The sequence below is a fragment of the Nocardia sp. NPDC049526 genome (genome assembly GCF_044465765.1).
In the GTDB taxonomy this organism is placed as follows: domain Bacteria; phylum Actinomycetota; class Actinomycetes; order Mycobacteriales; family Mycobacteriaceae; genus Nocardia.
On sequence record NZ_JBITMA010000019.1, the window covers coordinates 51,922 to 78,192 of the forward strand.

At 64.9% G+C, this 26,271-nt stretch carries 27 protein-coding genes and 1 pseudogene; 9 read left to right on the forward strand and 19 right to left on the reverse strand.

Features of this window, described 5'->3' with window-relative positions:
- Positions 1-8: 8 nt before the first annotated feature.
- From ACIBW7_RS38275 to ACIBW7_RS38285, 3 genes are all read right to left on the reverse strand, one after another.
- On the reverse strand, positions 9-524 hold the full coding sequence (locus tag ACIBW7_RS38275; RefSeq protein WP_397055201.1) for a YbaB/EbfC family nucleoid-associated protein: 516 nt from the start codon (positions 522-524) through the stop codon (positions 9-11).
- Between the two features lie 10 nt (positions 525-534).
- A complete protein-coding gene (locus ACIBW7_RS38280) occupies positions 535-849 on the reverse strand; it encodes a hypothetical protein (RefSeq protein WP_397055203.1) in 315 nt (104 codons plus the stop codon).
- A gap of 150 nt (positions 850-999) precedes the next feature.
- Positions 1,000-1,911 (reverse strand): cupin-like domain-containing protein, encoded by a 912-nt coding sequence (locus ACIBW7_RS38285; protein WP_397055205.1) that lies wholly within the window; start codon positions 1,909-1,911, stop codon positions 1,000-1,002.
- Between the two features lie 239 nt (positions 1,912-2,150).
- On the opposite strand from ACIBW7_RS38285, the gene ACIBW7_RS38290 reads away from it, so the two are divergent.
- The 3 genes from ACIBW7_RS38290 (at position 2,151) to ACIBW7_RS38300 (ending at position 6,152) form a co-directional block, all read left to right on the forward strand.
- The gene (locus tag ACIBW7_RS38290) at positions 2,151-3,908 is read left to right on the forward strand and encodes a hypothetical protein (protein ID WP_397055207.1); all 1,758 of its coding nucleotides are present in this window, start codon (positions 2,151-2,153) and stop codon (positions 3,906-3,908) included.
- Positions 3,909-3,961: 53 nt separating this feature from the next.
- Positions 3,962-4,393, forward strand: coding sequence for a D-aminoacyl-tRNA deacylase (gene dtd / locus ACIBW7_RS38295; protein WP_397055209.1), 432 nt, complete (start codon positions 3,962-3,964; stop codon positions 4,391-4,393).
- Between the two features lie 256 nt (positions 4,394-4,649).
- On the forward strand, positions 4,650-6,152 hold the full coding sequence (locus tag ACIBW7_RS38300) for a hypothetical protein (protein WP_397055211.1): 1,503 nt from the start codon (positions 4,650-4,652) through the stop codon (positions 6,150-6,152).
- 63 nt (positions 6,153-6,215) lie between these two features.
- Here the strand turns inward: ACIBW7_RS38300 and ACIBW7_RS38305 are convergent, their stop codons facing one another.
- From ACIBW7_RS38305 to ACIBW7_RS38315, 3 genes are read right to left on the reverse strand one after another with little or no spacing between them, the layout of a single operon-like run.
- Positions 6,216-7,508 carry a glycoside hydrolase family 130 protein gene (locus tag ACIBW7_RS38305; protein ID WP_397055213.1) on the reverse strand — a complete coding sequence of 431 codons (1,293 nt, stop codon included), beginning with the start codon at positions 7,506-7,508 and terminating at the stop codon, positions 6,216-6,218.
- Positions 7,508-8,518 carry a glycosyltransferase gene (locus tag ACIBW7_RS38310; RefSeq protein WP_397055215.1) on the reverse strand — a complete coding sequence of 337 codons (1,011 nt, stop codon included), beginning with the start codon at positions 8,516-8,518 and terminating at the stop codon, positions 7,508-7,510. The genes ACIBW7_RS38305 and ACIBW7_RS38310 overlap by 1 nt, the downstream gene beginning before the upstream one ends.
- Entirely contained in the window at positions 8,515-9,696 is a 1,182-nt protein-coding gene (locus ACIBW7_RS38315; RefSeq protein ID WP_397055217.1) for a glycosyltransferase, read from the reverse strand. The genes ACIBW7_RS38310 and ACIBW7_RS38315 overlap by 4 nt, the downstream gene beginning before the upstream one ends.
- A 246-nt stretch (positions 9,697-9,942) precedes the next feature.
- Between ACIBW7_RS38315 and ACIBW7_RS38320 the strand changes: the two genes are divergently transcribed.
- Positions 9,943-11,034 (forward strand): glycosyltransferase family 4 protein, encoded by a 1,092-nt coding sequence (locus tag ACIBW7_RS38320; protein WP_397055219.1) that lies wholly within the window; start codon positions 9,943-9,945, stop codon positions 11,032-11,034.
- Between the two features lie 17 nt (positions 11,035-11,051).
- On the opposite strand, the gene ACIBW7_RS38325 is transcribed toward ACIBW7_RS38320, so the two are convergent.
- Entirely contained in the window at positions 11,052-11,546 is a 495-nt protein-coding gene (locus ACIBW7_RS38325; protein ID WP_397055221.1) for a DUF5994 family protein, read from the reverse strand.
- Complete coding sequence (locus ACIBW7_RS38330) at positions 11,543-11,926, reverse strand: DUF5994 family protein (protein ID WP_397055223.1); 384 nt, start codon at positions 11,924-11,926, stop codon at positions 11,543-11,545. Before ACIBW7_RS38330 ends, ACIBW7_RS38325 begins: the two co-directional genes overlap by 4 nt.
- Positions 11,927-12,269: 343 nt before the next feature.
- Between ACIBW7_RS38330 and ACIBW7_RS38335 the strand changes: the two genes are divergently transcribed.
- Positions 12,270-12,986, forward strand: a complete 717-nt coding sequence (locus ACIBW7_RS38335; protein ID WP_397055225.1) for a TetR/AcrR family transcriptional regulator C-terminal domain-containing protein — start codon at positions 12,270-12,272, stop codon at positions 12,984-12,986.
- Positions 12,987-12,997: 11 nt separating this feature from the next.
- Here ACIBW7_RS38335 and ACIBW7_RS38340 read toward each other — a convergent pair whose 3' ends face one another.
- The gene (locus ACIBW7_RS38340) at positions 12,998-13,720 is read right to left on the reverse strand and encodes a TetR/AcrR family transcriptional regulator C-terminal domain-containing protein (RefSeq protein ID WP_397055335.1); all 723 of its coding nucleotides are present in this window, start codon (positions 13,718-13,720) and stop codon (positions 12,998-13,000) included.
- Between the two features lie 263 nt (positions 13,721-13,983).
- Between ACIBW7_RS38340 and ACIBW7_RS38345 the strand changes: the two genes are divergently transcribed.
- Both ACIBW7_RS38345 and ACIBW7_RS38350 read left to right on the forward strand, forming a co-directional pair.
- Positions 13,984-14,157: a hypothetical protein gene (locus ACIBW7_RS38345; protein WP_397055227.1), complete on the forward strand. Its 174-nt coding sequence runs from the start codon at positions 13,984-13,986 to the stop codon at positions 14,155-14,157.
- Between the two features lie 20 nt (positions 14,158-14,177).
- A complete protein-coding gene (locus tag ACIBW7_RS38350; protein WP_397055229.1) occupies positions 14,178-15,404 on the forward strand; it encodes a fatty acid desaturase family protein in 1,227 nt (408 codons plus the stop codon).
- 301 nt (positions 15,405-15,705) lie between these two features.
- Here ACIBW7_RS38350 and ACIBW7_RS38355 read toward each other — a convergent pair.
- A pseudogene (locus tag ACIBW7_RS38355) lies at positions 15,706-15,894 on the reverse strand (zinc ribbon domain-containing protein); the annotation flags it as partial.
- 119 nt (positions 15,895-16,013) lie between these two features.
- Between ACIBW7_RS38355 and ACIBW7_RS38360 the strand changes: the two are divergent.
- A complete protein-coding gene (locus ACIBW7_RS38360) occupies positions 16,014-16,835 on the forward strand; it encodes a class I SAM-dependent methyltransferase (RefSeq protein ID WP_397055231.1) in 822 nt (273 codons plus the stop codon).
- 845 nt (positions 16,836-17,680) lie between these two features.
- Here ACIBW7_RS38360 and map read toward each other — a convergent pair.
- The 9 genes from map to rpsH form a co-directional block, all read right to left on the reverse strand.
- Positions 17,681-18,478 (reverse strand): type I methionyl aminopeptidase, encoded by a 798-nt coding sequence (gene map / locus ACIBW7_RS38365; RefSeq protein ID WP_397055233.1) that lies wholly within the window; start codon positions 18,476-18,478, stop codon positions 17,681-17,683.
- A gap of 6 nt (positions 18,479-18,484) precedes the next feature.
- On the reverse strand, positions 18,485-19,030 hold the full coding sequence (locus tag ACIBW7_RS38370) for an adenylate kinase (protein ID WP_397055235.1): 546 nt from the start codon (positions 19,028-19,030) through the stop codon (positions 18,485-18,487).
- Positions 19,027-20,349, reverse strand: a complete 1,323-nt coding sequence (secY, locus tag ACIBW7_RS38375; protein WP_397055237.1) for a preprotein translocase subunit SecY — start codon at positions 20,347-20,349, stop codon at positions 19,027-19,029. Before secY ends, ACIBW7_RS38370 begins: the two co-directional genes overlap by 4 nt.
- Positions 20,350-20,487: 138 nt before the next feature.
- Positions 20,488-20,931 (reverse strand): 50S ribosomal protein L15, encoded by a 444-nt coding sequence (gene rplO / locus ACIBW7_RS38380; protein WP_063046903.1) that lies wholly within the window; start codon positions 20,929-20,931, stop codon positions 20,488-20,490.
- Position 20,932: 1 nt separating this feature from the next.
- On the reverse strand, positions 20,933-21,112 hold the full coding sequence (rpmD, locus tag ACIBW7_RS38385) for a 50S ribosomal protein L30 (protein ID WP_397055240.1): 180 nt from the start codon (positions 21,110-21,112) through the stop codon (positions 20,933-20,935).
- Positions 21,113-21,114: 2 nt separating this feature from the next.
- Positions 21,115-21,777, reverse strand: coding sequence for a 30S ribosomal protein S5 (gene rpsE, locus ACIBW7_RS38390; protein WP_063046902.1), 663 nt, complete (start codon positions 21,775-21,777; stop codon positions 21,115-21,117).
- A gap of 31 nt (positions 21,778-21,808) precedes the next feature.
- On the reverse strand, positions 21,809-22,216 hold the full coding sequence (rplR, locus tag ACIBW7_RS38395) for a 50S ribosomal protein L18 (protein ID WP_397055242.1): 408 nt from the start codon (positions 22,214-22,216) through the stop codon (positions 21,809-21,811).
- Between the two features lie 2 nt (positions 22,217-22,218).
- Complete coding sequence (gene rplF, locus ACIBW7_RS38400) at positions 22,219-22,758, reverse strand: 50S ribosomal protein L6 (RefSeq protein ID WP_397055244.1); 540 nt, start codon at positions 22,756-22,758, stop codon at positions 22,219-22,221.
- A gap of 14 nt (positions 22,759-22,772) precedes the next feature.
- Positions 22,773-23,171 carry a 30S ribosomal protein S8 gene (rpsH, locus tag ACIBW7_RS38405; protein ID WP_062983150.1) on the reverse strand — a complete coding sequence of 133 codons (399 nt, stop codon included), beginning with the start codon at positions 23,169-23,171 and terminating at the stop codon, positions 22,773-22,775.
- A gap of 275 nt (positions 23,172-23,446) precedes the next feature.
- On the opposite strand from rpsH, the gene ACIBW7_RS38410 reads away from it, so the two are divergent.
- On the forward strand, positions 23,447-26,218 hold the full coding sequence (locus ACIBW7_RS38410; protein WP_397055246.1) for an ATP-binding protein: 2,772 nt from the start codon (positions 23,447-23,449) through the stop codon (positions 26,216-26,218).
- Positions 26,219-26,271 lie beyond the last annotated feature (53 nt).

Genomic DNA, 26,271 nt, shown 5'->3' on the forward strand with positions numbered 1-26,271 from the left:
ACCCTCGGTCACCAGCTGGAATCGGTGACTCCGCGGTCCGTGGCCGATCGACGCGAGACGACCTCGACATTGCTGAATTCCATGGGCGCGCCGTCGTCACCGGAAACCGACTGGCGCTCTTCGGAATTCGGCGGTGCAGGCGAAATCTTCGGCGCCTTCGGCATTTCGGCGCTCAGATCGGGCATGCCCTCGATCAGATCCGACAGTTTGGGCAGTCGCGCACGACGGTCGTGCAGGGGCGTCATCAGCTCCCGCGCCTTGCGCATCACCTCGGCGGTCGCCTTCTGCGCCGCTTCGGTCACCGCCTTCGCGATCTCGCCGTAGCTCAATTCGTCGATGCCGGAACCGAATTTGGTTTCGATAATGGTGCCGTCGGCATTCACGGTGACCGTGATCCGCTTGCGCACGGTAGCGCTCGCGGTCAGTTCGGCGCGCTGTTGCTGCACCTGTGCGATCGCCCGAAACTGTTGCTGGACTTCATCGAGCACGGCGGCCATCTCGGCCTTGGCGAATTCGTTCGTCATGGGCTACAACTCACCGGAAGCCGTCGCCGTTGGACTGGTCCATCCGCCGCAGTTCCTTGGCGGTCTTGGTCTGACCGGTGTAGAAGTTGTCGAAATTCGTCGCCGTGGTCTTGATATTCCCGGTCATCTGCTCGCGCGCGACCTTGTATCCGTCGGGGCCCTCGGCGAACTGACGCCCGAGTTTGTCGTTCCCCCACGGCGCACCCCGGCCGGCAAGCGCGGCATCCAACGTGCTCAGCACGCCGTTGACCCGATCCCGAACGGCGCTGGTCCGCTCCGCGGCCTGCTCGAACAGATCCGCGTCGTGCCTCAACTTGTCCGACATCGCGCACTCCTCGAGCTCCAGCGGTTCCCCGCACCATCACCATCGGATCCCTCTGATTCGACGATGACAGCGCTTGGCAACTCGCCAGTAGCTCGAACATGAACGGCAAGTGCCGCGCCAGTTACAGCGCCCGCCGACCTCGGTTCGCGGTCACTTCGGCTTGCGGAACCTACCCACGATGCCGTCGACGATGCGCAGCACACCGCGCACCGCCATCGGGAAGAAGGCGGCCTTCATGAACTCGAAGTAGCTCGGGTTGTAGCGCGCGACATACGAGATCGCCGGATCCACGGATTCGACCTGGTGCCACCAGAACATCGGGATGTAGAGGATGTCGCCGGTCTCGAGGACCACGTCGTAGCAGGACGCGTCCTGCAGCTTCTCGAAGCTGCTCACATCCGGGTCGAACTCGTCGGGGAGTCCGGTGTAGGGGTCCGAAACCTTCAGCGGAATCCGGCCGTACACATTGCGGTACTCATTCGGCGGAAACAGCCGGACCCGCTTGCGGCCGTGCAGCTGAATCAGCAGGCCGTGCCACGGATCATTGTGCAGCGGTGTCAGATTGCCCTGCTGGCCGATCCACACACTGCTCGCCGCCGGGCTCTGCTGCCGGGTGCCGACGCGCGAGGGCAGCTGATCGGCGAGCGGCTGCGGGTCGGCGGCGGCACGCGAGTAGTAGTTCTTGCCCGGCTTCGGCTCGTCGAAAACCGCTGCCATGACATCGCGGTATTCGAGCACCTCGACCGGCGACGTCTCCTGTGTGAAGACGTTGGTCGCACTGGTCAGCGCGGCGACCTTCTGGTCGCCGTATTTCTCACGCAGCGCTTCCGGCTGAAAATCCTCGAATACCGGCCAAGTTGTTGCGACACCGCGGAATACGACCGGAGTCTGTTTATCGAAGACTGCCTCGAGTTGGAAATCCCGATCAGGTACGACCAGCCCTTGCTGCCCACCCGTCGACCGATTCAGTACATCGCGAACACTCCGACCGGCCCACAGTACGAAACTGGCTAGGAAAATAGGAGCCAGCGTGACCGGCCTCTCATCGTAACCCTTAGTCATATCCCCATGTCTTCTAAGAGAATTGGTGCACTGCCTTGACTTTCGGTTGCTCGAAGCAACCCCCACCGCGCCGTGATCCCGACCCTATCGACAACCTCGAGTCTACCGCCCGGCCCGTGCCCACTGCTGGGAAGATGGGACGCAACTCACGGCCCGAGCAGTTGGACCTCCCACAGACGGCGACAACGGGGGGCAGGGCGCTCGCCTAGGGTCGGGGGACGCCGATTTCAGGAGATGTCGTGGCCGACTTGCCTTCGGACCCATTGATTTCGCTGGTGACCGTGGCGGCTGAACATATGGGGTATTCGTGCCGGGTAACTGAACCCGACGAGGTGCAGTTGGTGGGCCCGCGTGGGGAAGGACCGCATTTCCTGTGGCTTGACAACCTGCGGCGCAGGCTGAGCGAGGAGCCATTCGATCACTGGCCCGCGCTCATCGCGGATCATGTGGAAACGTTCCTGGCGCAAGTGGATCGCGATTACACCGATCCGCCCGACACCGACGAATTCACAACAGTGCGTGGACTTTTCAGGACGCGATTCGCGTCGTCGGACACCATTGCGGGGGTCGACATTGTCGGACACTACGTCGCGCCGGGCATCATTCAGGTGGTGGTGATCGAGCAACTCCGCACCGCCGAGGCCGTCACTTCCGCCCAGCTCGCCCACTGGCAGATCGACACCACCGAACTCTTCGAACTGGCCGAGGCGAACACTCGTGCCGCCGACCGCCTGGTGATCGAATGGCGGAACTACAACGATGCGCATTTCGCCATTCTGAGCGGGTCGGACTCCGCGAGTGTCCACTCGAAATGGCTCGGCGACTATCCGGTAATCGGCACGTACGGAGCACTTTTCGTCATCTCGCACGAGGGCAATGTCTACGCGCATCCGATTGTCGGGCCGAATGCGCTGACGGCGATGATTCTGCTGGGCAAGGTGGCCGCCAACACCTATCGCAGCGAACCGCAGCCGATCAGTCCGGCGGTCTACTGGTGGCGGGACGGGGAGATCGGCCTGGCCGCCATCACCGAGATCGATCCCGATCACAACGTCGAGGTGCGCCCGACCCCGGAATTCGAGGCGTTACTGACCAGCCTGGCGGTGACCTGCGAGTTCGCGGTGGTGCCCGCCGACGCGGTCGATACCGCGCTCGATGCGATGGAGCAGTACCAGCAGATGTGCACCGCACCGGCCGACAGTGCGGCCCCACCCGCCATCGACGAACTCGTCGCCGAGATCGACCGCAACGGCGGCGCGGTCGGATTTGTTGCGGCCGTCGCGGATTCGCGCGGCGCCGTACTGCGCACCTGGGGACCGAACCGGGGCAGGCACCTGCTCGCCGTACTGAAACTGACCAAGGACCGCGACCTCGCCGTGCTAGACGTCGAGACGGGTCACCTCTACGACCCCCGCGGCCACATCGATGTCCGCGTGACCGTCGGTGACGGCCGGTCACTGCCCTACCTCACCCCCGCACTGCTCGAGGACTTCGTGGTCGCCGCCGCCGACCCGGATGCCCCGTTCCTGGTCGTCGCACGCGCGGACGAGACCTACATCCAAACGCGCCGCCACGAGTGGGTCTACGAAATCGAGCACCGGGCCGGATCCGCTTCGGAACACTTTCGCGTATACACCCTGCGGCACAAGGTCGTTCGCGATGTCATCTGGGCGTGGGCCTGTCACGACCCGTCGTGGACGGTCGCGGTGCACTGGCGGCGGGTCGATCCGACATCACCCGGTATCGAGGCGGCATCCGGACTGGAAATCCTGCAGGACGAACTGTCGTCCGCCGGTCCCGGCCTCACACCCGACGCACTCGCCCTCCTCGATACCTTTCTGGCAGTGCGTGATACGCCGATCCCGTCGATGGATCCGGCTCCGCGGGATGACCTTGCGATCGACCCGGCGATCTTGCGCGACCTGGCGTCATCACACACCGAAGAGGCACGCCCGATCACCGAAACCGAGACGACCGACGACCCGGACGAGACCTGAGGGCAGTCCGGTGCGCCCAGGTTCCGCAATCGACCAGGTGCGAGGATCGACGCATGCGAGTACTGGTGCAGCGCGTATCCGCCGCGCAAGTGACCGTCGACGGACAGACCGTGGGCCGGATCGAACCGAACCCGCAGGGCCTGGTCACCCTGGTCGGAGTGACGCATGAGGACACCGAATCCACCGCGAAGGCATTGGCGGACAAGGTGTGGCGGTTGCGAATCCTGGAGGGCGAACGCGCGGCCGCGGATCTGGATGCGCCCATTCTCGTGGTCAGCCAGTTCACCCTCTACGCGGATACCGCCAAGGGGCGGCGGCCGTCCTGGTCCGCCGCCGCGCCCGGCCGCGTCGCCGAACCGCTGGTCGAGACCTTCGCGCAAGCACTGCGCGAGTTGGGCGCAACCGTCGCCACCGGGCGGTTCGGCGCGCATATGCATGTCGAACTCGTCAATGACGGTCCCGTGACACTGCTGCTGGAGGGCTGAACACAAACGCCCGAGCGCAACCACCCCTGACAACGTCGCGCACCGCTGGTTTGCTCGGCCACACCCACGAACCACGCGGAACAGCCACGGCGTCCGCGAGCGCGGTTGCCATAGCTGTCAACAGGTCGATCGCGGCGGCACCGGTCGCCGGTTGATTGCCTGCTCATTCCGGCCATTTCTATGGCAAACTCGGTCGAGCAGAATGCGGCCGCTCGACGACCGTGACGCGGAAGGGTAAGCGGGAGTTGAGGTCGCGATGGATCTGAGTGCACTCGAGCGTCGGGTAGCCGAGGATCGCCGGGCAGCCATCGACCGGACGGTCGAGAACGAATTGCGTCTGGCCACGTCGCTGTGCGACCTCGCAAAGGGCCTGGTCGCGACCAAGAACGGCCCCGGCAGGGACCGGACGGCCGAGGCGCTGGCACCATCGCAGGAGTCTGTCGGCATCCGGCTGCACTGGCTCGCCGCCGGTCGCGTGACCGCCGAGTTCGCGGGCGAAGTCCAGGATGCGCTACGTGTCTTCGAGCAGGCGACCCGGCACATCGGCCATCGGGAGCTCGCGGCGAGCACCATCCGCAATGCCTGCCATACCTATCGCCAAGTGTCGCGGACCCATCCGCAGGTGGCCGCCGTCTGCGCGGACGGGCTGTCGAAATGCGGCGTCTGGTTGTGCCGACTCGACCCGAAGGCCGCCGTCGCCGCCAGCGAGGACGCCGTGCGCATCCGCAGCGCGCTGTTCGCGGCGAATCCGGATCAGTCCGGAAAATATCTCGCCAGCCTGAATATGCTGCTGCGCACGATGATGGTCGGCCGCCAACGCAAACAGGCCGTGGCGATGTACCGCGAGCGGTACGCGGCACTGACGTCACCGGAGATGACGGCACGGCTGCGCGAAACCCGGATCGAGGACATCGATCTCACCAACAAGACCTTCACCGCGCTCACCAAACTCGAAGCCCGGACCTTGCAGCGCGCGGGACATCTGACGCAGCAGCAGATTCTGTACCAAACCTCCGGCGATCTCGCCACGATCGAGGAGATCAACTGGAAGCTCGCGCTGGTCGGCCTGAAGCCGCTGGCCGCGGGCGCCCTACCCGATCCCCCGTCCCGGCCGGTGGAAATCGGTGCCACCTTCGGCGCGTTGAGTGTCCGATGCAGCGCACGCGACGCCGTCGCCCAGGTTCGTGCCGCGATCATCGCGGCCTACGCCGCCGACAACGCGCGCCAGGTGGATCGTTCAGCCGTGCGCGGCGCACACGAAACCCACTGGCATACCTTCGATCCCGAACTGAACTCGACCGAGTCTCTCGGCGATGACGTAGTGCTGATCGAACAGCCATACGGTGGTTCGGTTGTCGTCATGAGCCTGAACTGGGAAATAGCGCCGGTCGGCAGACACCCACTGGCACAGCATCTTTCCGCGCGCTGGCCGGTGATCAGCGTTACCGCGAACGAGAAGATGTCCTACGAGCTGTGCCGATACGAGGACGGTGTGGCCACCCAATACGCCGCACTCGGCCGCCCGAGCGGACAGGCCCCGCTCGATACCCCATTGGCACCCCTGGACTTCGCGGCCCTGGCCGACTACGGCGCGGACTACGCGTCCGAAACCCAGGTCCGTGCCGCCTTCGGCAACACCGATATGTTCGCGAAACTCACCCATCTGCCCGCCAGCGGCATCCGGCAAGCGGCACTGGCCATTCCGCTCGCGGACTACGGCGACAACGTCCTGTTCTTCCGCAAGTCGAGCGCGGGCTGACGAACTACCCGGGCTCCTTGTGCATATCGAGATGGGCCACCCCAGATCCCGGCGCCGACAGATCTAAGCGATGAGCTGTCGGCGTAGGGCGGACAGGTCGACGAATGCGAACCTGATAGCGGAGTCACCGCAGCCGTAGGGCAGCACCAGGGTGTTCCGGTGGACGAGCGCGCCGCACGAGTACACGACGTTGGGAACGTAGCCGTCGCGTTCGTCTTCGTTCGGGGTCAGCAGCGGCTCGCGGAGTGCGCCGATGAGTCGAGTCGGGTCGTCGAGATCGAGCAGGATCGCGCCGATGCCGTACGTGCGCATCGGACCGACGCCGTGGGTCAACACCAGCCAGCCGTCCGGTGTCTCGATCGGTGGACCGCAGTTGCCGAGTTGGATCAGCTCCCAGGGTTGGGTCGGTCGATAGATGGTGACCGGCGCACGCCACACACGGGTGTCGGACGAACCGACCACACTGATGTTTTCCCGGTCCCACCGCGAGAGCATCAGGTAGCGGTCGCCGACGCGTCGCGGAAACAGTGCCATCCCTTTGTCTTCGGCGCCGGACCCGGCCAGCCGAGTGCTGACGAACGTGCCGAAATCGTCGGTGCGCAACAGCCGTGGCACGATGTGGGCGCCGTCGAAGGCGGTGTAGGTGCCGTAGTAGGCGACCGTCCCATCCGACTCGGCGAACCGGGTCAGCCTCACGTCCTCGATGCCGCGGCTCTCGTCGGGGCTCTCGGGAAATAACACCCGCCCCGATAGCGGACGATCAGCGGGGAAGTTCACGGTGTAGTTGCCTGCCGCCGAGGCAGCGACCCGGCCGGTGTCCAGGAAGGGCGACGGCTTGTCGAGGCGGACCGAATCGTGTTGTGCGACTGTGCCGGTCCGGAATTCGATGCTCGAAAGGTGCCCCTCGCCGAGTGCGCGCACGCTCATGACGAACCGCAGTTCGCCCGCCGCCAGGCCGGATTGGTCCGGGTGCGCGACGATCGACGGATTGAACAGCGCCGCGGCTTCGACCGCGTACTCCTGGGTGAAGTACGCGCCGATGAGCTGTCTGCGCGCGGGCGTAAGTGTCCCCCGCCGTGGCAGCAGATGCTCGACGAGCGCCGCGTGCGTGGCGAACGTCGCGTCGATATCGCGGTGGCGGTCGCCGAACCGACGGCGCACGGCAGCCAGGCCGACCAGCATATCCGCATCGGTTAGTGCGAGCACCCGGTCGATGATGGCCTCGGCGCGTGAAGTCCCCTGTCCGAGAATCTCTTGGCCGGGCAGAAATAGCCTGGCCGAGACTCTGCGGGCATCCGGCAGCAGCACCACGGTACTGCGCCGGACGAGATCGGCGGGACCGGCGGAGTTGGCCACTACCCGGCAAGCGTGAGTCGGCGCGCCTGTTGCTGCGTGGAGATCAGCGCGAGCGTCGACTCGGCGCCCTGGTTCTCGTTTCGGCCGGTGTGCTCGAGTCCGTCGCAGCAGCCGCCGCTGACCGGATCGATGAGGGGAGTGTCGACGTCGTTCGTGCCGCGGAACCACGCCTCACACAGCAATACCGCTTCCTTCCAGTGCTGGTCGCGGGTGTCGTCGTAGGCGCGGGCGCAGGCGTCCGCCAGCGTCGCGACCTCGATGGGCTGCTGGTCGAAGCCGGGCCGGGTTTCGCCGGTCGCCCAGCCGTCGACCGGGGTGACCGATAAATGGTCACCCGAGGTCTCGATCTCGAGTAGCCAGCGCAGCATCGCGAGTCCATCGGCATAGACGCGGCCCTGTCCGGGCAGCAGCGTGCCGACCGCGAGCAGCGCTTCGGCCAGCACCGCGTTGGCGTAGTGCAATCGCGGCTCGGGCCAGCGCCAGTCGAGACGGCGGGTCGGCGGGCCGATCCGGGCGGCGGCGGCCGCCAGCAGTTCACGCGCTTGCGTGTTTCCCGGCTGGACACGCAGCACCTCGGCGGCGCCGAGTGCGGCGAAGGCCATTGCCCGGGGAAATGGGGACCGCCGGTGCGCTCCGATGGTGAAGTGCGCCAACGCGACCTGCGCCAGCTCGGGTTGGCGCGCGACGACGGAGCCGAGTGCCCACAGGGCGCGGCCCCAGTGATCTTCGAGGCTCGGTTCGTCCTGCCAACTCCGGTCCGTGCCCCGACGATTGTGGCAGCTTCCGTCTTCGTTCAGCGCCGCGACGATGAAGTCCAGATATACGCCGGTATTGTCGAGTAGTTGTTCGGTCGGCTCCGGCTCACGGACGGCCACCACGAGTGCGCGCGCGACATCGTCGACGCAGTAACCATTTTCGATGCGGGGCGTGGTGAACTTCGCGTGTTCGAAGATGCCGCACTCGTCGCTGAGTCGGTAGAGGTGCGCGTAGGAGATGCTGATGGTATTCATGCTGTAGCCAGCCTCATATCGGTTCGCAGCGTTTCCGCGGCCAGGTCACGGTACTTTCGGCCTACCGAAGTCCAAAGCAGTTCGGGGGCGATGCGTTTCGCTTCGGCGCCCATTCTCGCCGCGAGGCCCGGTTCGGTGATCACGCGGCGCAGCGCGGCGGCGATATCGGTCGGTGATTCTCGATCGACCAGCAGGCCCGCGCCGCTCGATAGCAGTTCTTCGGCATGCGGAAAGGCGGTCGATATCACCGGTTTGCCCGCCGCGACCGCCTCGATCAGCACGCCGGATGTCACCTGCTCACGCGAATCGTAGGGCAGCAGAACGACATCGGCCTGCCTGATGAGCCGGTACAGCTCGACATTGGACAGGTAGCGGGCGTCGAAGTGCACGGCGTTGGCAACGCCGCGGCGCTGCGCGCGCTCGACGAGGCCGGTGCGATAGGACTCACCGTGGCGCGCATGCACTCTCGGATGCGTCTGTCCCACCACGCGGTACTGTGCTGCCGGGCGCAAGTCGGCAATGTGGGCCATCGCGTCGATGCCCCATTCGATGCCTTTCCCCTCGCCGAGCAGTCCCCAGGTCAGGATTACCGGCGTCCGGGAGATCGGCTGGTGTTGGTCGCCGGACTGTCCGGAGCGATTGTCGGCGGCACCGTGCGGAATCACCCGGACCTTGGCCGGATCGACGGCGTAGTGGTCGATGAGTCGTCGGCGAGCCGTGTTCGTCATGGTGACGACGGCCGCGCAATTGCAAGCGAGCTGCTCGAGGATCATCCGCTGCTGCGGTGTCGGGGTGACCAGCACCGTATGCAGCACGACGATGGCCGGAACCCGAAGGGCCCGAACGATTTCGAGAATATCGACGCCGTCGCGCCCACTATAGATGCCATATTCGTGCTGGATGATCGCAATATCGAAGCGGTTGAGCGCGATGGCCGCGGCGGCGGCACCGCGGTGGTCGCTGCGCTCCCACTGATGTGCCACCTCGGGGGGCGGTGTCGGATCCGGACCGTCGACCACGGCAACGACGCCGACGGTCGGGCGGCGCCCGAAATCGACCGGTACGTAATCGATTTCGCCGGGCGCGGTCAACGCATCGACGAGTGCGCCGGTGAAGGTCGCCAGCCCGCACTGGGTCGGTGAATAGGTACTCAGAACGCCATAGGACCGAGCCGACACTACGCCAGCCTTTCTGCTTCGAGGCAGCGCCGACGGTGCCGCTGTCTGCAGCCACTCAATTGGCTGATCGTGTTGCGCTGAAGCGCTTGAGAATCCGCTCCGGGAAAAAGACACGAAGGGATCGGCAACCAGGTCCCGATCATAACACTCGGATCGGCGAAAATTAGTGTGATATGATCGCCGCATCATGTTCGCCCACATCTGGGGCGGCTCTCGGCGGTATTGCCGCCAGTAATCGAGGACTTTATGAGAATCGGCGTTATCGCGTCGGTCGCACACCGTACACCTCCGAAAGACTATGGCCCGTGGGAGCAAATCGCTTCGACGCTGGCCGAGGGGTTCGTCACGCGTGGGCACGATGTCACACTGTTCGCAACGGCGGACTCCGAGACCTCGGCACGGCTGGTCTCCGCCGTTCCGTCGGGATACGAGGAGACGGCCGATGCGGATGCGAAAGTCTATGAAGCACTGCATAATTCGATGGCATTCGCGCGGGCCGGGGAATTCGACATACTCGCCAACCATTTCGACTTCATGCCGCTGACCTACAGCAGTCTGGTGTCCACACCGATGGTGACGACGATTCACGGCTTCTCTTCACCGAAAATCGTTCCGGTTTATCGGGAATTCAGTGACATCGCCCACTATGTGGCGGTCACCGATGCCGATCGCGACCCGGATCTGCGCTATTCCGCGACGATTCATCACGGTATCGATCTCGCCCAGTTCACATTTCGGCCGGAGCACGGCGAATATCTGCTCTTTCTGGGCAGAATTCATCCGGATAAAGGGACGCACCTGGCGATCGAGGTGGCGCGTCAGGCCGGACTGCCGTTGATCATCGCGGGCGTGATCCAAGACCAGGAATACTTCCGCTCGGCGATCGAACCGCACCTCACCGGCACCGATGTGACCTATCTCGGTCCGGTCGGACCGGCAGAGCGGGACGCGCTACTCGGGGGTGCTCGTGCACTACTGCATTTGATCGGTTTCGCCGAGCCGTTCGGCCTGTCGGTCGTCGAAGCCATGGCCACCGGGACACCGGTCATCGCAACACCATTGGGTTCGATGCCGGAGATCATCCGCCACGGTCGCACCGGATTCCTCGTCGCCGATGTCGCGGGTGCGGTCGCGGCGGTATCGGACCTCGGGCGACTCGACCGTGCCGCCTGCCGGGACGATGTCTTCGAACGGTTCAACGCTGATCGCATGATCGATGCCTACCTAGCGCTATTCGAGCGGGTCGTACGAGATTCCGGACATCGCACCGAAGCGGCCGAGCCGGTACCGCAACAGGCCATCGGCTCGCCCGGACTGTTCTCGCACGCCGGACTGTAATCGACAGCGCCTCAGCGCTATCGGGTCCCGGACCGGGTGCCGCCTTGGTGCGGTGTTCCGGTTCGTGACACCCACTGCATCCGACTGTTCGCTTGATCGGGCGGGGTGTCGGCGGGGATGACCAGCAGGGCCAGATGAGTGCCGCCGGCGCCCACCAGATGCATGACATCGTCTGGTTGGGCAGCGCCTGGTCCGTGCAGTCGGATGCCGTCGTCGTGGTCGATGCGGCGTTGCGCGAGGCTGACCGCGTTCCAGCCGAAGCCGATTCGCACGGTCGAGCCGAGGCGTGGGGTGAGGACGCTGATCAGATCGTGCAGTTCGGCGGTGAGATTGGCCGTCCACGGCCACCATGCACCGTCGACCTGCCCCGAGCGGGAGCCGCTTGCGCGCAGTAGCAGGCGTGGCGTGCGGGTAGGTGACCGGAACGGTTGCAGGTTGCGTAGGGGCGGGCCGATGTTCCCGGTCATGTCCCGGTGATTGGTTATCGGGCGGTGCGCCTTGATGTGAGTCATGATCTGGTCTCGATTCCACTGGCGGCCAGGGTCGCCGGTTCGGGGTTGACGGCGGCCATCAGGGCCGTATGCGCGGTGTCCTCGGCGGTGGCCGACGGGATTACCCGGAGCACGATCAAGCCGCTGTCACGGCCGAAGACGAACATCGTGTTCCACCGCTCGAAGCGATAGGGATCGAGCCGGACCGCGCGGTTGTCGACGGTCATTTGCTGGGGTGCGCGTGACCAGCACGCGGGGTCATAGACAACGCGCCAGACCGGACCGAGCCCCACCGATAGGACCGCCAGCAGATCTGGCAGTTCGGCGGTCAGATCGCCGGATCGGGGCCACCAGGCGCCATCGATATATCCGTCGCGTTCGGCCTTCGGCTTCAGTCTCAATCGAGGCGTGTACTCCGGCGGGACGCGATGTCGAGCGGCCGGTGAGCGGATCTTTTTCGGTGACATGACGGTGCTCCTGTTTCGGCTGTGGCGCCCGCCGATCGACGGGCGTCGTGGGGATGCGCGATGGTGTCGCGTGCCGTCTGGACGGTCAGTAGAAAGTGGCGGCGCCGCGGATGGGCGACCGTCGGTGCCTGCGAGCATGAGCACCGATCCGATGACGACGACGATCCTCAGATCTGTTGGTACTTCCAGTAGACGCCGATTATGCCGCTATGTCAACGTTGTAGGTCTACGCTAATAACACCCACAGAGACGCCTTGAGATGGAGAATTCTTCCGATATGACCGATCACAGGAACGCCCGGTCCGGACGGTCCGACCCGGCCACCGCCGGTCGCGGCGACGGTCCGGTGACCAGGGCGACGGTGCTGCACGCGGCACTCGAGATCATCGATCGAGACGGGGTCGACGGACTCTCGATGCGGCGGCTGGCCGACGCGGTGGGCCGGGATCCGATGGTCGTCTACCGGCATGTGGCCAACAAAGCCGCGGTGCTCGACGGCGTCGCCGAGGTCGTCTTCGCACAGTTGTCGGTCGATGCCTCCGCAGCGGACTGGGCCGCTCAATTGCGAGTGGTCGCACGCGATTTCCGGCGCTTGGCACTGGCCCACCCGAAGGCGGTACCGCTGCTGGTGACCCGACCGTTGGCGACTCCGTTGGGGCTGCGCCCCCAGGCAGTGGTCCGTCCGCTCGAGGACATCCTCGCGCTGCTCACCGGTGCCGGATTTTCCGGTGCGGATGCCCTGCACATCTACCGTGCGCTGTTCGGCTTTCTCTACGGTCACGTGCTCAACGAATTGCAGGAGATCGTGGAGCGTCCCGAGGAAACCGACGAGGTGCTGCGCCTAGGGCTGCATCGGCTGCCCCTCGCGGAGTTCCCATTGCTGCGCGTGCTCGCTCCGGTGCTGGCCGCCTACGACGGCGCGACCGAACTCGAACGAGGCCTGGACATCCTGCTCACCGGACTCGCGGAGACACTGTCCGGCCCGGGGCGATGATCTTTTGCCGCTCAGGCACCCGCTCCGCCTTCGAAGTCCCAGCGTTGCTGTGCCGCAATCATTTCGGCATCGGCCGCCACGTGATCGAAACCCCTCTCTCGACCACGTGGCGGCCGGGTCATAGTGGCGGTGAGGCCGGTGAGCAGGATGTCCAGGCCCTGTTCGAGTTCGGCGACACCGTCGTAGGCGGCCAGGTCGGTGGCGAGGCTGCGCAGCAGCGGGAATTCGCCGATCGGAAGGCGGTGCAAGCCCAGGCGCAGCAGGTCGGTTGTCTCTTCAGGGCGTTCGACGAGCTCCTGTCGCTCGTTGAGGATGTGGCCATAGAGAAACCCGAACAGCGCACGATAAATGTGCAGCGCATCGGTGCCGCTGAATTCGGCGCGGGTCAGTAGCAGGAGGATCTCCTCCAGTGGACGCAGCGTGCCTGCCGGCCGGAGCCCGAGCGGGGTGGCCAGCGGGTGGGTGACCAGCAGCGGAACGACATTCGGGTGCTCGACCGCGAGACGGCGGAAGTTCCGCGCGATGCTGCGCAGTTGGTGGCGCCAGTCGAGGTCGGTGGTGTCGACGGTCAGCTGCTCGAACACGATCTCGGCGACACCGTCGAGCAGTGCCGCCTTATTCGCGGCATGCCGGTAGAGCACCATGGGGTCCCGGCCGAGGGCCGCGCCGAGGCGTCGCATCGATAGCCGGTCGACGCTGTCGCGGTCGATGATCTCGAGCGCGGCCGCCAGCATCGCGGCCCGGGTCAATGGCGAGTTCCCGTGCGTACGACCTGACGGATTCTTGGGGGAACTGATGGGGCCTTCCCTGATTCGGTTCATCTGATTCAGCGCCTCTCGATGGAAACAGCGCAACTGTCAACGGTGTTAGCCTACGCCGTAGACATGGCGCGTAGATAGGGCATAAGCTGTGGATATATCGGATTCCGCAGGGGCCGGTCAGCCGGTTTGGGCTGTCCGCGACCGATACCGCGCTATCCGGAGACAGGAATATTCCGATGACGATCGAAGAAAAGGTCACGCAGCAGGTTCGGGCAGTCCGCACAAGCTTGCAGAAGCTGCTCGCCAAGCCGGACGAAGACAGTCGGCGTCGGACCGACATCGGCGGCAAGCGCCCCAACGACGTGGTCGAACGCATCTCGAAATCGCTGCGGGACGCATTCAAACGCTGACCCGATCGGGGGCATGAGGAATGGCAATCACACAGGTCGCGGTCTACGCGCATCTGACAGCGGCCGATATCGAGGCACTCGGTGACGAGCTCGATGCGATTCGCCGCGACATCACTGATCAGCGCGGTGCGCGGGATGCGGCATACATCCGCCGCACGATCGCCTTCCAACGGACACTGGATGCCGCGTCACGGCTGATGATCGGTCTCAGTCGCAAGCGGACCGGTTGGATCTTGGGAACCACCGGGTTGGCGATGGCGAAGTGCATCGAGAATATGGAGATCGGCCACAACGTCGGCCACGGCCAATGGGATTGGATGAACGACCCGGAAATCCATTCCAGCACTTGGCAATGGGATATGGCGGGTCTGTCGTCGCAGTGGCGGTATTCGCACAACTATCGCCATCACGTCTTCACGAACGTGCTCGGCATGGACGAGGACATCGGATTCGGTGTCATACGCGTGACCCGCGACGACCGTTGGCACCCGGGGAATCTGCTGCAGCCGTTGCTGAATCTATTGCTGGCGGCCACCTTCGAGTGGGGTATCGCGCTGCACGGCCTCGACTCCGAACACCTCCGAGCGGTGACCCCGGCCCAGAAGGCGATGCAGACCAGAGCGCTCCTCGGCAAGATCGCCCGGCAAACCGGCAAGGACTATCTGCTGTTCCCCGCGTTCAGCGGGCGGCGCTGGCGGCGCACCTTGGCCGCGAACACCAGCGCCAATGTCCTGCGCAACCTATGGGCCTATCTGGTGATCTTCTGCGGGCATTTCCCGGACGGCGCAGAGAAATTCGCGCCGACCGTCCTGGAACACGAGACCAAACCGGAGTGGTATCTGCGCCAGATGCTCGGCACCGCGAATTTCGACGCGGGCCCGATACTGGCCTTCCTCAGCGGCAACCTCTGCTACCAGATCGAACACCACCTCTTCCCCGACCTGCCGAGCAACCGCTACGCCGAGATCGCCCTGCGCGTGCGGGCACTGTGCGACAAATACGACCTGCCGTACACCACCGGTCCACTACTGCGCCAATATCTGCTGACGCTGCGCACCATCCACAAACTGGCGCTGCCCGACAGCCTCCTGATCGCCACCTCCGACGACGCACCCGAAACCGCATCCGAACATAAGTTCAAGGGAATCGATTCGTGCACGGCCGTCGACGCCGACCGGACGCCGGGACGCCGCGGGTTGCGCACGGCGTTGCGACGACTGGCCGGCAATCGTGCGCTCGTCCGCTAACGGGCATGTCCCGTGGTTATAGACCGCGAAAACGCCCATCCGGCAGCGGGTCTCGTCGACTACTACCGGCGCGCTGTGACTCGACCACGACGAACTCCGGCGCGCGTAGGTTTCGAGTACATCGCGGATGGATCCGTCAGCGGTGGCCCGCAGTCGCTCTCAGGTGTCGAACTTCTCGCTCTCAATAGTCGTCGTGCCATCGCGTCCGACTGGTGAACGAGAAGGGCAGCAGCAGTGTGCTGTTGGCCCGGCTGTTCTTATCAGTCAACTTCCCGGCCTTGAAGGACCGAGCTTGCAGCTCTCACCCGCGCCTGGCTGGCGTGGGCTCGGCCGCGTCCTCGGCAGCGTGACTCACTGCCCAGCCCGCAACAGCGCGTGCGGCGATGTTGCGGACTGCGTTCACGTCAGCGTGTTCAGCGAAACCGCACGACGTGCAAACAAAGGTGGCCTGGTCGGGCCGGTTCTTCCGCGAAGTGTGCCCGCACCGCGAGCAAGTTGAACTTGGCCGCGAGCTGCTTTACGGCTCATCCGTTGGCCCTCAACGGTTTTTCCAGCATCCGCGCAGTAAATGGCCTGCGTCGGCGCGGGCGGGCGCGGTACCGTCGTCGTGTGTCGGATTTCGCGCAATCTGCTGACGAAACAACGGATCGGGCCCAACTCCGAGCCGTGCGCGCCTCCTCATTCGGCGCACATGCCGCGGCATATGCCGAGCATCGCCCCGGCTATCCCATCGAGAGCATTCGCTGGGCGCTGGAGCCCGTTGGTACCAAGACACCGGTCGTCCTCGATCTGGGCGCAGGCACCGGCAAACTCACCGAGGGGCTCCTTGCCGTCGGCGCGGAAGTGATCGCCGTCGAACCCGATGCCGCGATGCGCGCCGAACTGGCCCGCCGCTTCCCCGAGGTGAACGCGTCGGCCGGTGCGGCAGAGGCGATTCCATTGGCCGACGGCTCGGTGGACGCGGTACTCGCCGGGCAGGCATTCCACTGGTTCGACAAGGAGCGGGCATTTCCGGAGATCGCGCGGGTACTGCGTGAGGGCGGAGTCTTCGCCGCGCTGTGGAATGAGGATGACCTCGACATCGAATGGGTTGCGGAGTTGCACAAGGTAACTCGGACCGCCGCATCCTTACCGTCACAGGAACTGCTGCCCGCGCAACTGCCCGCACATCCATCGTTCGAGAACTTCGAGCGGGCCGACTTTCCCCACCGCCAGCGCCGCACCGCCGAATCCCTCACCGCGACAATCGGAACGCATTCGCACACCCTGGTTATCCCCACACAGGCACGCAACGAGCTGCTCGAACGAATCTCCGACTACCTGCGCGGCAGGCCCGAGACAGCGGCCGGCGAATTCGACTTCCCCATCCGCACCGACGTCATCCGCGCCGTACGCCGCCCGGTCGATACCCGAACACCGCAGCCGAATTGAGCCGCGCGGCGGTCTAGCGGAAGTCGCTACCTACTCAGTGCGCCACGCACCCCGCAGCACCACCCCTGAGCTGTACGGAGACCCGAATCGCCGCTCCTGAAGCGCCCATCGAACGATCACCGTTCGCCGCAGAATTACGCAATCCCGCAAGGGAATTCGAGTAGCTATCTACTCGGGTGAGCACCTCTCCCCCGGCCATACGCTTCTCCCATCGTTGAAGTTCAGCACGAATCGGAGGAGAAATCATCGCCATTGTGGTTGCGGTCGATCCCCTGGATGACCCCCGAGTTGCGGTAAGACGCATGAGCGCGGGTGCAAGGAACGACGACACCGATCCAGCGTGAGCTGGGTAACGTCAGGGCAGGTAGCGGACGCATTGTGTCCGAAGCCGTTGCGTACCAGACATTTACGTCCTGCGGGCGTCGGTGCGGCTCGGCTCCTCGCCGCGCGAAGTCACCGAACTCGGAGGCGGACAGAGTCGCCGATCCACGACACATTCGAGGTAATGTCCGCCGGGCCCGATACTCCGGCGATGCGAAATTCGTTCGCGCGGACGGCTATTCGGTGCCGACAAACTACGGTGCCGATGCCACGGACGACGCCGACAAAGTACGGTGTCGTACAAGTGGCGAAGCACAGCGCCGGAAGTGTACGGCGCGCTCGAACTGTGGTGCCGAAATGTGCGGCGCTATGAATTCGAGACCGATAACGTACGGCACCCCCGACGTATGGTGCCGCCAAAAGTACGGCACCCATGGTGCCGAGAAATGTACTGCACCAGCCAAGGTCAGGTACCCAGCAATGTTCGGTACCGAGAATGGCCGGTACCGACCAGCGTCCGGTGTCTACTCCGGACGAACCGTAAGAATCCGCGGCCCATCCTCGGTAACCGCGACCGAATGCTCCCAGTGCGCCGCCCGACTTCCGTCCAACGTCACCACGGTCCAGTCATCGTCGAGCACCTTCGTCTGCGTAGTGCCCAACGTCAACATCGGCTCGATCGCGAGCACCGATCCGACCACGAGTTTCGGCCCTTTACCCGGCGCACCCTCGTTGGCCAGGAACGGATCCATATGCATCTCCCGGCCGATGGCATGCCCACCGTAACCGTCGACGATTCCGTAGGACCGGCCGTGCTCCTTTTCGGCCGCGCGCGTACCCATTTCGATGGCATGCGAGATGTCGGTCAGCCGGTTACCGGGGAGCATGGCCGCGATACCCGCCTCCATCGACATCTTGGTGGCATCGCTGAGCAGCTGATCGGCCTCGATGATCGTGCCCACGCCGAAGGTCCAGGCCGAATCACCGTGCCAGCCATCGAGAATCGCGCCACAGTCGATCGAGACCAGATCACCTTCGGTCAGGATCTCGGACGAGGTCGGAATCCCGTGCACCACACGGTCGTTCACCGATGCGCAGATCGAACCCGGAAAGCCGTGGTACCCCTTGAACGACGGCACTGCACCCGCATCGCGGATCACCTGCTCGGCTATCTCGTCCAGCTCCAGGGTGGAAACACCGGGTTTGGCCGCCGCGCGCGCCGCGACGAGTGCGCGGCCGACAATCGCACCGGCCGCCGCCATCGCATCCAGTTCGCCTGCCGTCCGGAACGGCACGACCTTCTTCTTGCGGTTGAAGACCATCCGGCCTCAGTGTCCCAGGGCGCGCAGCGCGCGTGCGTTGACCTCGTCGATCTCACCGACACCGTCGACCGAGACGACCAGACCGTCGTAATGCTCCAGCAGCGGCTCGGTCTCCTCGCGGTATACCCGGAGCCGGTTGCGGATCACGTCCTCGTTGTCGTCGTTGCGACCGCGCGCCATCATCCGGGCGACCACGGTCTCCTCGGGCACGACGAAACAGAGCACCGCGTCGAGCTTCTTGTCCATATCCGCGAGGATCTTCTCCAGCGCGTCGGCCTGATCGACCGTGCGCGGGTAGCCGTCCAACACAAAGCCATTCGCGGCATCCGGCTCGGCGACCCGAGCCTCGACCATGCGGTTCGTCACATCGCTCGGTACCAGATCGCCTGCGTCGATGTACTTCTGCGCCTCCCGGCCCAGCGGCGTCTGGGCGGTGATATTGGTGCGGAACAGGTCCCCGGTGGAGATGTGCGGGACGCCCAGTTTGTCCGACAGTAGGTCGGCCTGGGTGCCCTTGCCGGCTCCCGGCGGTCCGAGCAGTACAAGTCTCACTTGAGGAACCCTTCGTAATTTCGATTCATCAGCTGGCTTTCGATCTGCTTCACGGTGTCCAAGCCGACGCTCACCATGATCAGCACCGAGGTGCCACCGAACGGAAGGTTCTGGGTGCCACCGGAGGCGCCGATATCGAGGAACAGATTCGGCAGGACGGCCACGAGACCGAGGTAGATCGAGCCGGGGAGAGTGATGCGGCTCAATACGAAATTGAGGTAATCGGCGGTCGGCTTACCGGGGCGATACCCCGGGATGAAACCACCGAACTTCTTCATCTCGTCGGCGCGCTCCTCCGGATTGAAGGTGATCGCGACATAGAAGTAGGTGAAGAAAACGATCAAACCGAAGTAGATCGCGATGTACGCCGGGTTGCCGGGGTTCACCAAGTATTTCTGGATGGCCTCCTGCCACCAACTCTGGTCGGTGGCACCCTTCGAGGATGTCAGCTGCGCGACCAAGTTCGGCAGGTACAGCAGCGATGAGGCGAAGATCACGGGGATGACGCCCGCTTGGTTGACCTTGAGCGGCAGATAGGTCGAGGAACCGCCGTACATCTTGCGGCCGACCACGCGCTTGGCGTACTGCACCGGGATCCGGCGCTGGCCCTGCTCGACGAAGATGACCCCGCTGACGATGGCAAACGCGGCGACACAGACCAGACCGAAGACCAGTCCGCCGCGGTTCTGCAGGATGTTGTTGCCCTCGTTCGGGATACGTGCGGCGATACCGGCGAAGATCAGCAGCGACATGCCGTTGCCGATGCCGCGCTCGGTGATCTGCTCGCCGAACCACATGACCAGTGCGGCACCGGCGGTCATCACGAGCACGATGATGATCATGCCGAAGATGCTGGTATCGGCCAGGATGTCCTTCTGGCAGCCCTGTAGCAGCTGACCGCGGGCGGCGAGCGCGACCAGACCGGTGGCCTGCAGGATCGCCAACGCAATCGAGAGATACCGGGTGTACTGCGTCATCTTGTTCTGGCCCGATTGGCCTTCTTTGCGCAGTTCTTCGAAGCGCGGGATGACGACGGTGAGCAGCTGGATAATGATGCTCGCGGTGATGTAGGGCATGATGCCGATCGCGAAAACCGACAGCTGTAGCAGCGCACCACCGGAGAACAGGTTGATCAGCTGATAGATGCCGGCGGAGTCACCGCCGGAGACCAGGTCGATACATTCCTGAACGCTCTTGTAATCGACACCGGGGGACGGCAGCGACGCACCCAAGCGGTACAGCGCAATCAACCCCAGCGTGAAGAGAATCTTCCGCCGTAAGTCCGGAGTCCGGAAGGCCGATACGAAGGCGGAAAGCACAGATCCTCCTGGCGAACGACATGGTCATGCCACGGATATAGAAAACCCATGACGAGGCTTGGCAGACAACAATTGAACTCTAACAGTGGCACCGGACGAGCTCTTCACTCGTCCGGTGCCACTATCTGCAGAGTACCGTCAGCCCAGCTCGGTGACAGTGCCACCGGCCGCGGTGATCTTCTCCTTGGCGGCGCCGGTCACCTTGTCGACGGTCACCTGGACCGCAACGCCGATCTCGCCATCGCCGAGAACCTTGACCAGCTGGTTCTTGCGAACCGCGCCGGCGGCCACCAGCTCCGCCTTGCCGATCGCGCCGCCCTCGGGGAACAGCTTGGCGATCGCGCCGACATTCACGACCTGGTATTCCGTGCGGAACCGGTTCGTGAAGCCCTTGAGCTTGGGCAGCCGCATGTGAATCGGCATCTGCCCACCCTCGAAGGCGGCGGGGACGTTCTTGCGAGCCTTGGTGCCCTTGGTACCGCGGCCCGCGGTCTTGCCCTTGGAGCCCTCACCGCGACCCACACGGGTCTTCTCGGTCTTGGCGCCGGGGGCCGGACGCAGGTGATGCAACTTGATGGTCATGTCAGACCTCCTCAACTGTTACGAGGTGGCGCACGACGTTGATCAGCCCACGGTTCTGAGAATTGTCCTCACGAACCACGGTCTGGCGGATCTTGCGCAGGCCGAGCGTACGAAGGCTCTCCCGCTGGTTCGCCTTGGCGCCGATCGACGACTTGATCTGGGTCACCTTGAGATCTGCCATTACTACCGACCTCCCGCTGCCTGAGCGCGTGCGCGCAGCATGCCCGCAGGGGCAACATCCTCGAGGGGCAGACCACGACGGGCCGCGACCTCTTCCGGACGCTGCAGCATCTTGAGTGCCGCAACCGTCGCGTGCACGACGTTGATGGCGTTGTCGCTACCAAGCGACTTCGCCAGAATGTCATGGATACCAGCGCATTCCAGCACCGCGCGCGCCGCACCACCGGCGATCACACCGGTACCGGGCGAGGCCGGACGCAGCATGACCACACCGGCCGCCGCCTCACCCTGCACCGGGTGGGTGATGGTCGAGCCGATCATCGGGACGCGGAAGAAGCCCTTGCGAGCCTCCTCGACACCCTTTTGGATGGCCGCAGGAACTTCCTTGGCCTTGCCGTAGCCGACGCCGACCAGACCGTTGCCGTCACCGACGATCACCAGGGCGGTGAAGCTGAAGCGACGACCACCCTTCACGACCTTGGAGACGCGGTTGATCGCGACGACGCGCTCGAGCTGGTTCTTGTCGGCCTGCTGGTCACGACGGTCACCACCGCCGCGGCGATCGCGGCCACCGCCGCGGCCGTCCCGGCTGTCACCGCCACCGGCGGCACCATTCTGCTGTCCGGCGGGTCCGTTGCCGCCGTCACGCCTCTGACGTCCCGGCATCAGACGTTCCTTCCGTAAATGTTTGCAGTCATCAGAACTTCAACCCACCTTCGCGAGCGGCATCGGCGAGCGCCGCGATGCGGCCGTGGTAGTCGTGGCCACCACGGTCGAATACGACAGCCTCGATGCCCGCGGCCTTGGCACGCTCGGCGATCAGCTGACCGACCTTCTTGCCCTTGGCCGACTTGTCGCCGTCCACCGCGCGCACATCGGCCTCGATCGAGGACGCGGCGGCAATGGTCTTGCCGAGCGAGTCGTCGATGAGCTGTGCGTGCAGGTGACGCGAGGAGCGGTTGACCACCAGGCGCGGACGCTCGGTGGTGCCGACGACCTTCTTGCGCAGACGGAAGTGGCGGCGGGTCTTCGACAGACGACGCGTCGTCGACACGTCCTTGCCACGCGGAATGCGCTTGACCTTCTGATTTTCGGTTTGCGCCATGATCACTTACCCGTCTTTCCGACCTTGCGGCGAACGACCTCGCCGGCGTAGCGGATGCCCTTGCCCTTGTAGGGATCGGGCTTACGCAGTCCGTGGATGACAGCGGAGATCTGGCCGACCTTCTGCTTGTCGATTCCGGACACGGAGAACTTGGTGGGCGATTCCACCGCGAAGGTGATGCCCTCCGGGGCCTCGATCGGCACCGGGTGCGAGTAGCCGAGGGCGAACTCCAGGTTCGAGCCCTTGGCCGCGACACGGTAACCGACGCCGAAGATTTCCATCTTCTTCTCGTAGCCCTTGGTCACACCCTCGATCATGTTCGAGACCAGGGTGCGGGTCAGGCCGTGCAGCGAGCGGTTCTGGCGCTGGTCGTCCGGGCGGGCAACCTCGAGCTGGCCGTCCTCACCCTTGGTGACGATGATCGGCTCGGCGACGACGTGGGTCAGGGTGCCCTTGGGACCCTTCACCGACACGCTCTGGCCGTCGATGGCGACCTCGACACCGGCAGGAATGGCGATGGGCTTCTTACCAATACGCGACATTTGTCCTACCTCCCTTACCAGACGTAGGCGAGGACTTCGCCGCCCACGCCCTGCTTGGCCGCCTGACGATCGGTGAGCAGACCGGTCGACGTGGAGATGATCGCCACGCCGAGGCCGCCCAGGACCTTGGGCAGGTTGGTGGACTTCGCGTACACACGCAGACCCGGCTTCGACACGCGGCGCAGGCCCTGCAGGCTGCGCTCACGGCTGGGGCCGTACTTGAGGTCGACGACGAGGGTCTTGCCCACGGTCGCGTCCTCGGTCCGGTAGTCGGCGATGTAGCCCTCGCGCTTGAGGATCTCGGCGATATTCGCCTTGAGCTTCGAGTGCGGAGCCTTCACCTGATCGTGGTACGCCGAGTTGGCGTTGCGCAGACGTGTCAGGAAGTCTGCGATCGGATCAGTCATGGTCATGGTTCGACCTTGACACCTTTCTCGCTACGGTTCCCATGCAACACCGGCGTACGCATCGGCACGCCAGCCGTGGGCCTATAGCAATTCGGCGGTCCGGCCGACATTTGCCGACCGGATTGAGTTCTCATATGAGCTCTCGGTGCGAGGGCCGTCCACACGTCGATGCAACATCGCATCAAGAACATGCGGACACAGAGGTGCCCGAGCAACCGCTCTAGTGTAGGCAAGGTCGCTACCAGGACAAAATCCGGGTCCGGCCCCTTACACTCACCCGCGTGCAGGATTGTCTCGCGACCGCATTCGTGGGCCGCGATGCCGAACTAGCGAGTCTGGCGGCACTCGGTCAGCGTACGGCCGCTGGTCGTGGGTGCGTCGTTTTGATCGAGGGCGCTGCGGGGATCGGCAAATCGGCGCTGCTGGAAGCGGCGCGAATTCCATTGGCGGCAGCGGGCCTTCACATCCGTGTCGGCGCAGCCGCGGAGTTGCGGCAGGGTGTGCCGTTCGCCGGGGTGCGCTCCTGGCTGAACGACGCGGGTACGACCTCCCCGATCGACGCGCTGCGCAGCGGAGACCGCGTGGGCGATGTGGCGGCAACCCATGAACTCGCCATCGCCGAGGCGATTCTCGATCAGATCGATACCTGGTGCGCGGCGGGCCCGATTGCACTGGTCATGGACGATGTGCACTGGGCGGATCGTTCGAGCCTGGCGCTGCTGCACCGGCTCTGCAAACTCGTCGGCGAACTGCCGTTGCTGCTGGTGCTCGCGGCCCGACCACTGCCGCGCGATCCGGACTTCGCCGCACTGTCGGCCGAACTGGTGGCACGGCAGGCTCCGGTGCTGCGGCTCGGCGCTCTGCTCGACGCGGATGCCGCGGAGCTCGTGCGTCATCTGGTCGGTGCCGAACCGGGACCTCGGTTGTTGGAAAAGGTGGCCGAGGCCGGTGGGAATCCGCTGCATGTCACGGAGTTGGTGGCCGCCTTGGTGCGTGACGGGGCGATCAGGGTGATCGCCGACACTGCCGATCCTGTGACGAACCCGTCCGCGTCGTTGGCGGAGGCGATTACGCAGCGGCTGGACTTCCTGTCCCGTCCGACGCGCGATGTGCTGCCGATGGCCGCGGCCCTCGGTCCGACCATTGATGTCGCGGACCTGGCAGTGGTGTTGAAGATCCCAATTCTTGATGCTTGGAGCGCAGTCACGGAGGCGCTGGACGGCGGGCTGCTCATCCGCGTGGAATCCGAGTTGGTATTTCGGCACGATCTGATCCGGCACGCACTGGCCGATCGGCTGCCTGCATCATTGCGGTCGGATCTGCTCCAGCAAGCCGGACGGGCGCTCCAGTCGACCGATGCGCCGATCGAGCGGGTTGCCTACTACCTATCTGTCGCCGACCGTGAATTGGACCGGGCCAGCCTCGATTGGCTGATCGGTGTTGCCGAGAAGCTGATCGTTCGCGCACCCGAATTGGCGAAACGACTATTGCACCGCGTCGCCACTGCGCCTGATCTCGACGTGGCAATGCGTTCGGTACTGATCCGACTGAGAATTCACGCCCTGCTCTGGGATGGGAATACCGCCGAGGCCGAATCCGTGGTGCGTGAGGCGCTGCTCACCCAACCGGGGGACAACCTCGAATTGCGCTGGCTGCTCGCCCAGATCTATCAAGCCCAGGCGCGGTTGGCCGATGCCGTCGCTGTGGCCGAGGAGGTGCTGTCCACGAGGGAGCTCGTCGCTGAGGACGCCGCCCGCTTTCTCGGCATGTCCGGACTCGGCAATTTCTTCCTCGAGCGGTTCGCGGCGGCCGAGCGGGCCGGTCAGCGGGCCGTTCTACTCGGCGAAACCGCCGGAAATCCGCTGGCCACCGGGTACGGACTCACAGCGGTGGGCGCGGTCCGCTACACCCAGGGCCATCTCGATGAGGCGCTGGACCTGAGCGCTCGTATCCCGGCCCTCTTCGAAGACGGGACCGGCCCCGACCAATTCGATCCATACGCGCTCTATGCCCACTGCTTGATCGAACTCGATCGGCTGGACGACGCCGAGGAGGTTTTGAAAACGGCAATCGGGCGCAATCGGCGATTCCGCGGCGTCTATCTGTCCTCCAACCTGGTCGCAAAGGCGCGGATGTACCTGGTGGGTGGGCGCTGGGACGATGCGCTGGCCGAATGCGCGGCGAGTATGCAGACCCCCGATGTGCTCGGTTATCCGACGGTCGCGCACACCGTCGCGACGCTCATCGGAATTCGCCGCGGCACCTTCCTGCCGGACCCGGACGGCCTGCCCGCGCCGGACAATCGCCCGGGCAATATCGGCTACGCGCATTTCCATCCATGGGTCAAGGCGCTGACTGCCGAGGCGCGCGGCCGCCCCGACCTGGCACTGGAACTACTCGTCGAAGCACAAAACCGACTCGCCGATGGATTGGCCTCCGCCACACTGCATTACATCTTCCCGGATATCGCGCGGTTGGCCGCGGAAATCGGCGACGCGCACGCGGCCCGGTCGGTAGCGGCCAGCGCGGATCTGCTGCTGACCCGACAGCCGACCGCATCGCGCACCGGAACGGCCCTGCTGTGCCGTGGCCTCGCCGACTCCGATCCCGACGGCCTCGTCGCCGCAGCGCACGCCTTCCAGCAATCGGGCCGCCCCCTGTTCGAGGCCCAGGCGCACGAAAGCGCCGCCGTCCTATTGGCCGCCGCGGGTCGAGGCGCCGAATCCCGCACCGCATTGGACGCCGCCGTCGAACTGTATTCCGGCCTCGGCGCATCCTGGGATTCCGCCCGCGCGGTGGCGCGCGTGCGGCGATACGGAATCCGCCGCGGCGTCCGCGGCCCTCGCAACCGCCCCAAAACCGGCTGGGCGGCACTGACCGACACCGAACGCAAGGTCGCCACCCAAGTCGCCGAAGGCCTGTCCAATGCGGATATCGCCGCCCAAATGTTCTTGTCCCGCAGGACAATTCAATCCCACGTCTCGAACATCCTGGCCAAACTGGACCTCCACTCCCGCCGCGAAATCCCCACCGCCATGCCCCGACCCCACTGACTCCGGCGTCATCGTGCCCAACCCTTTCGAGGTTCTCGCAGAGCCGATGCGCA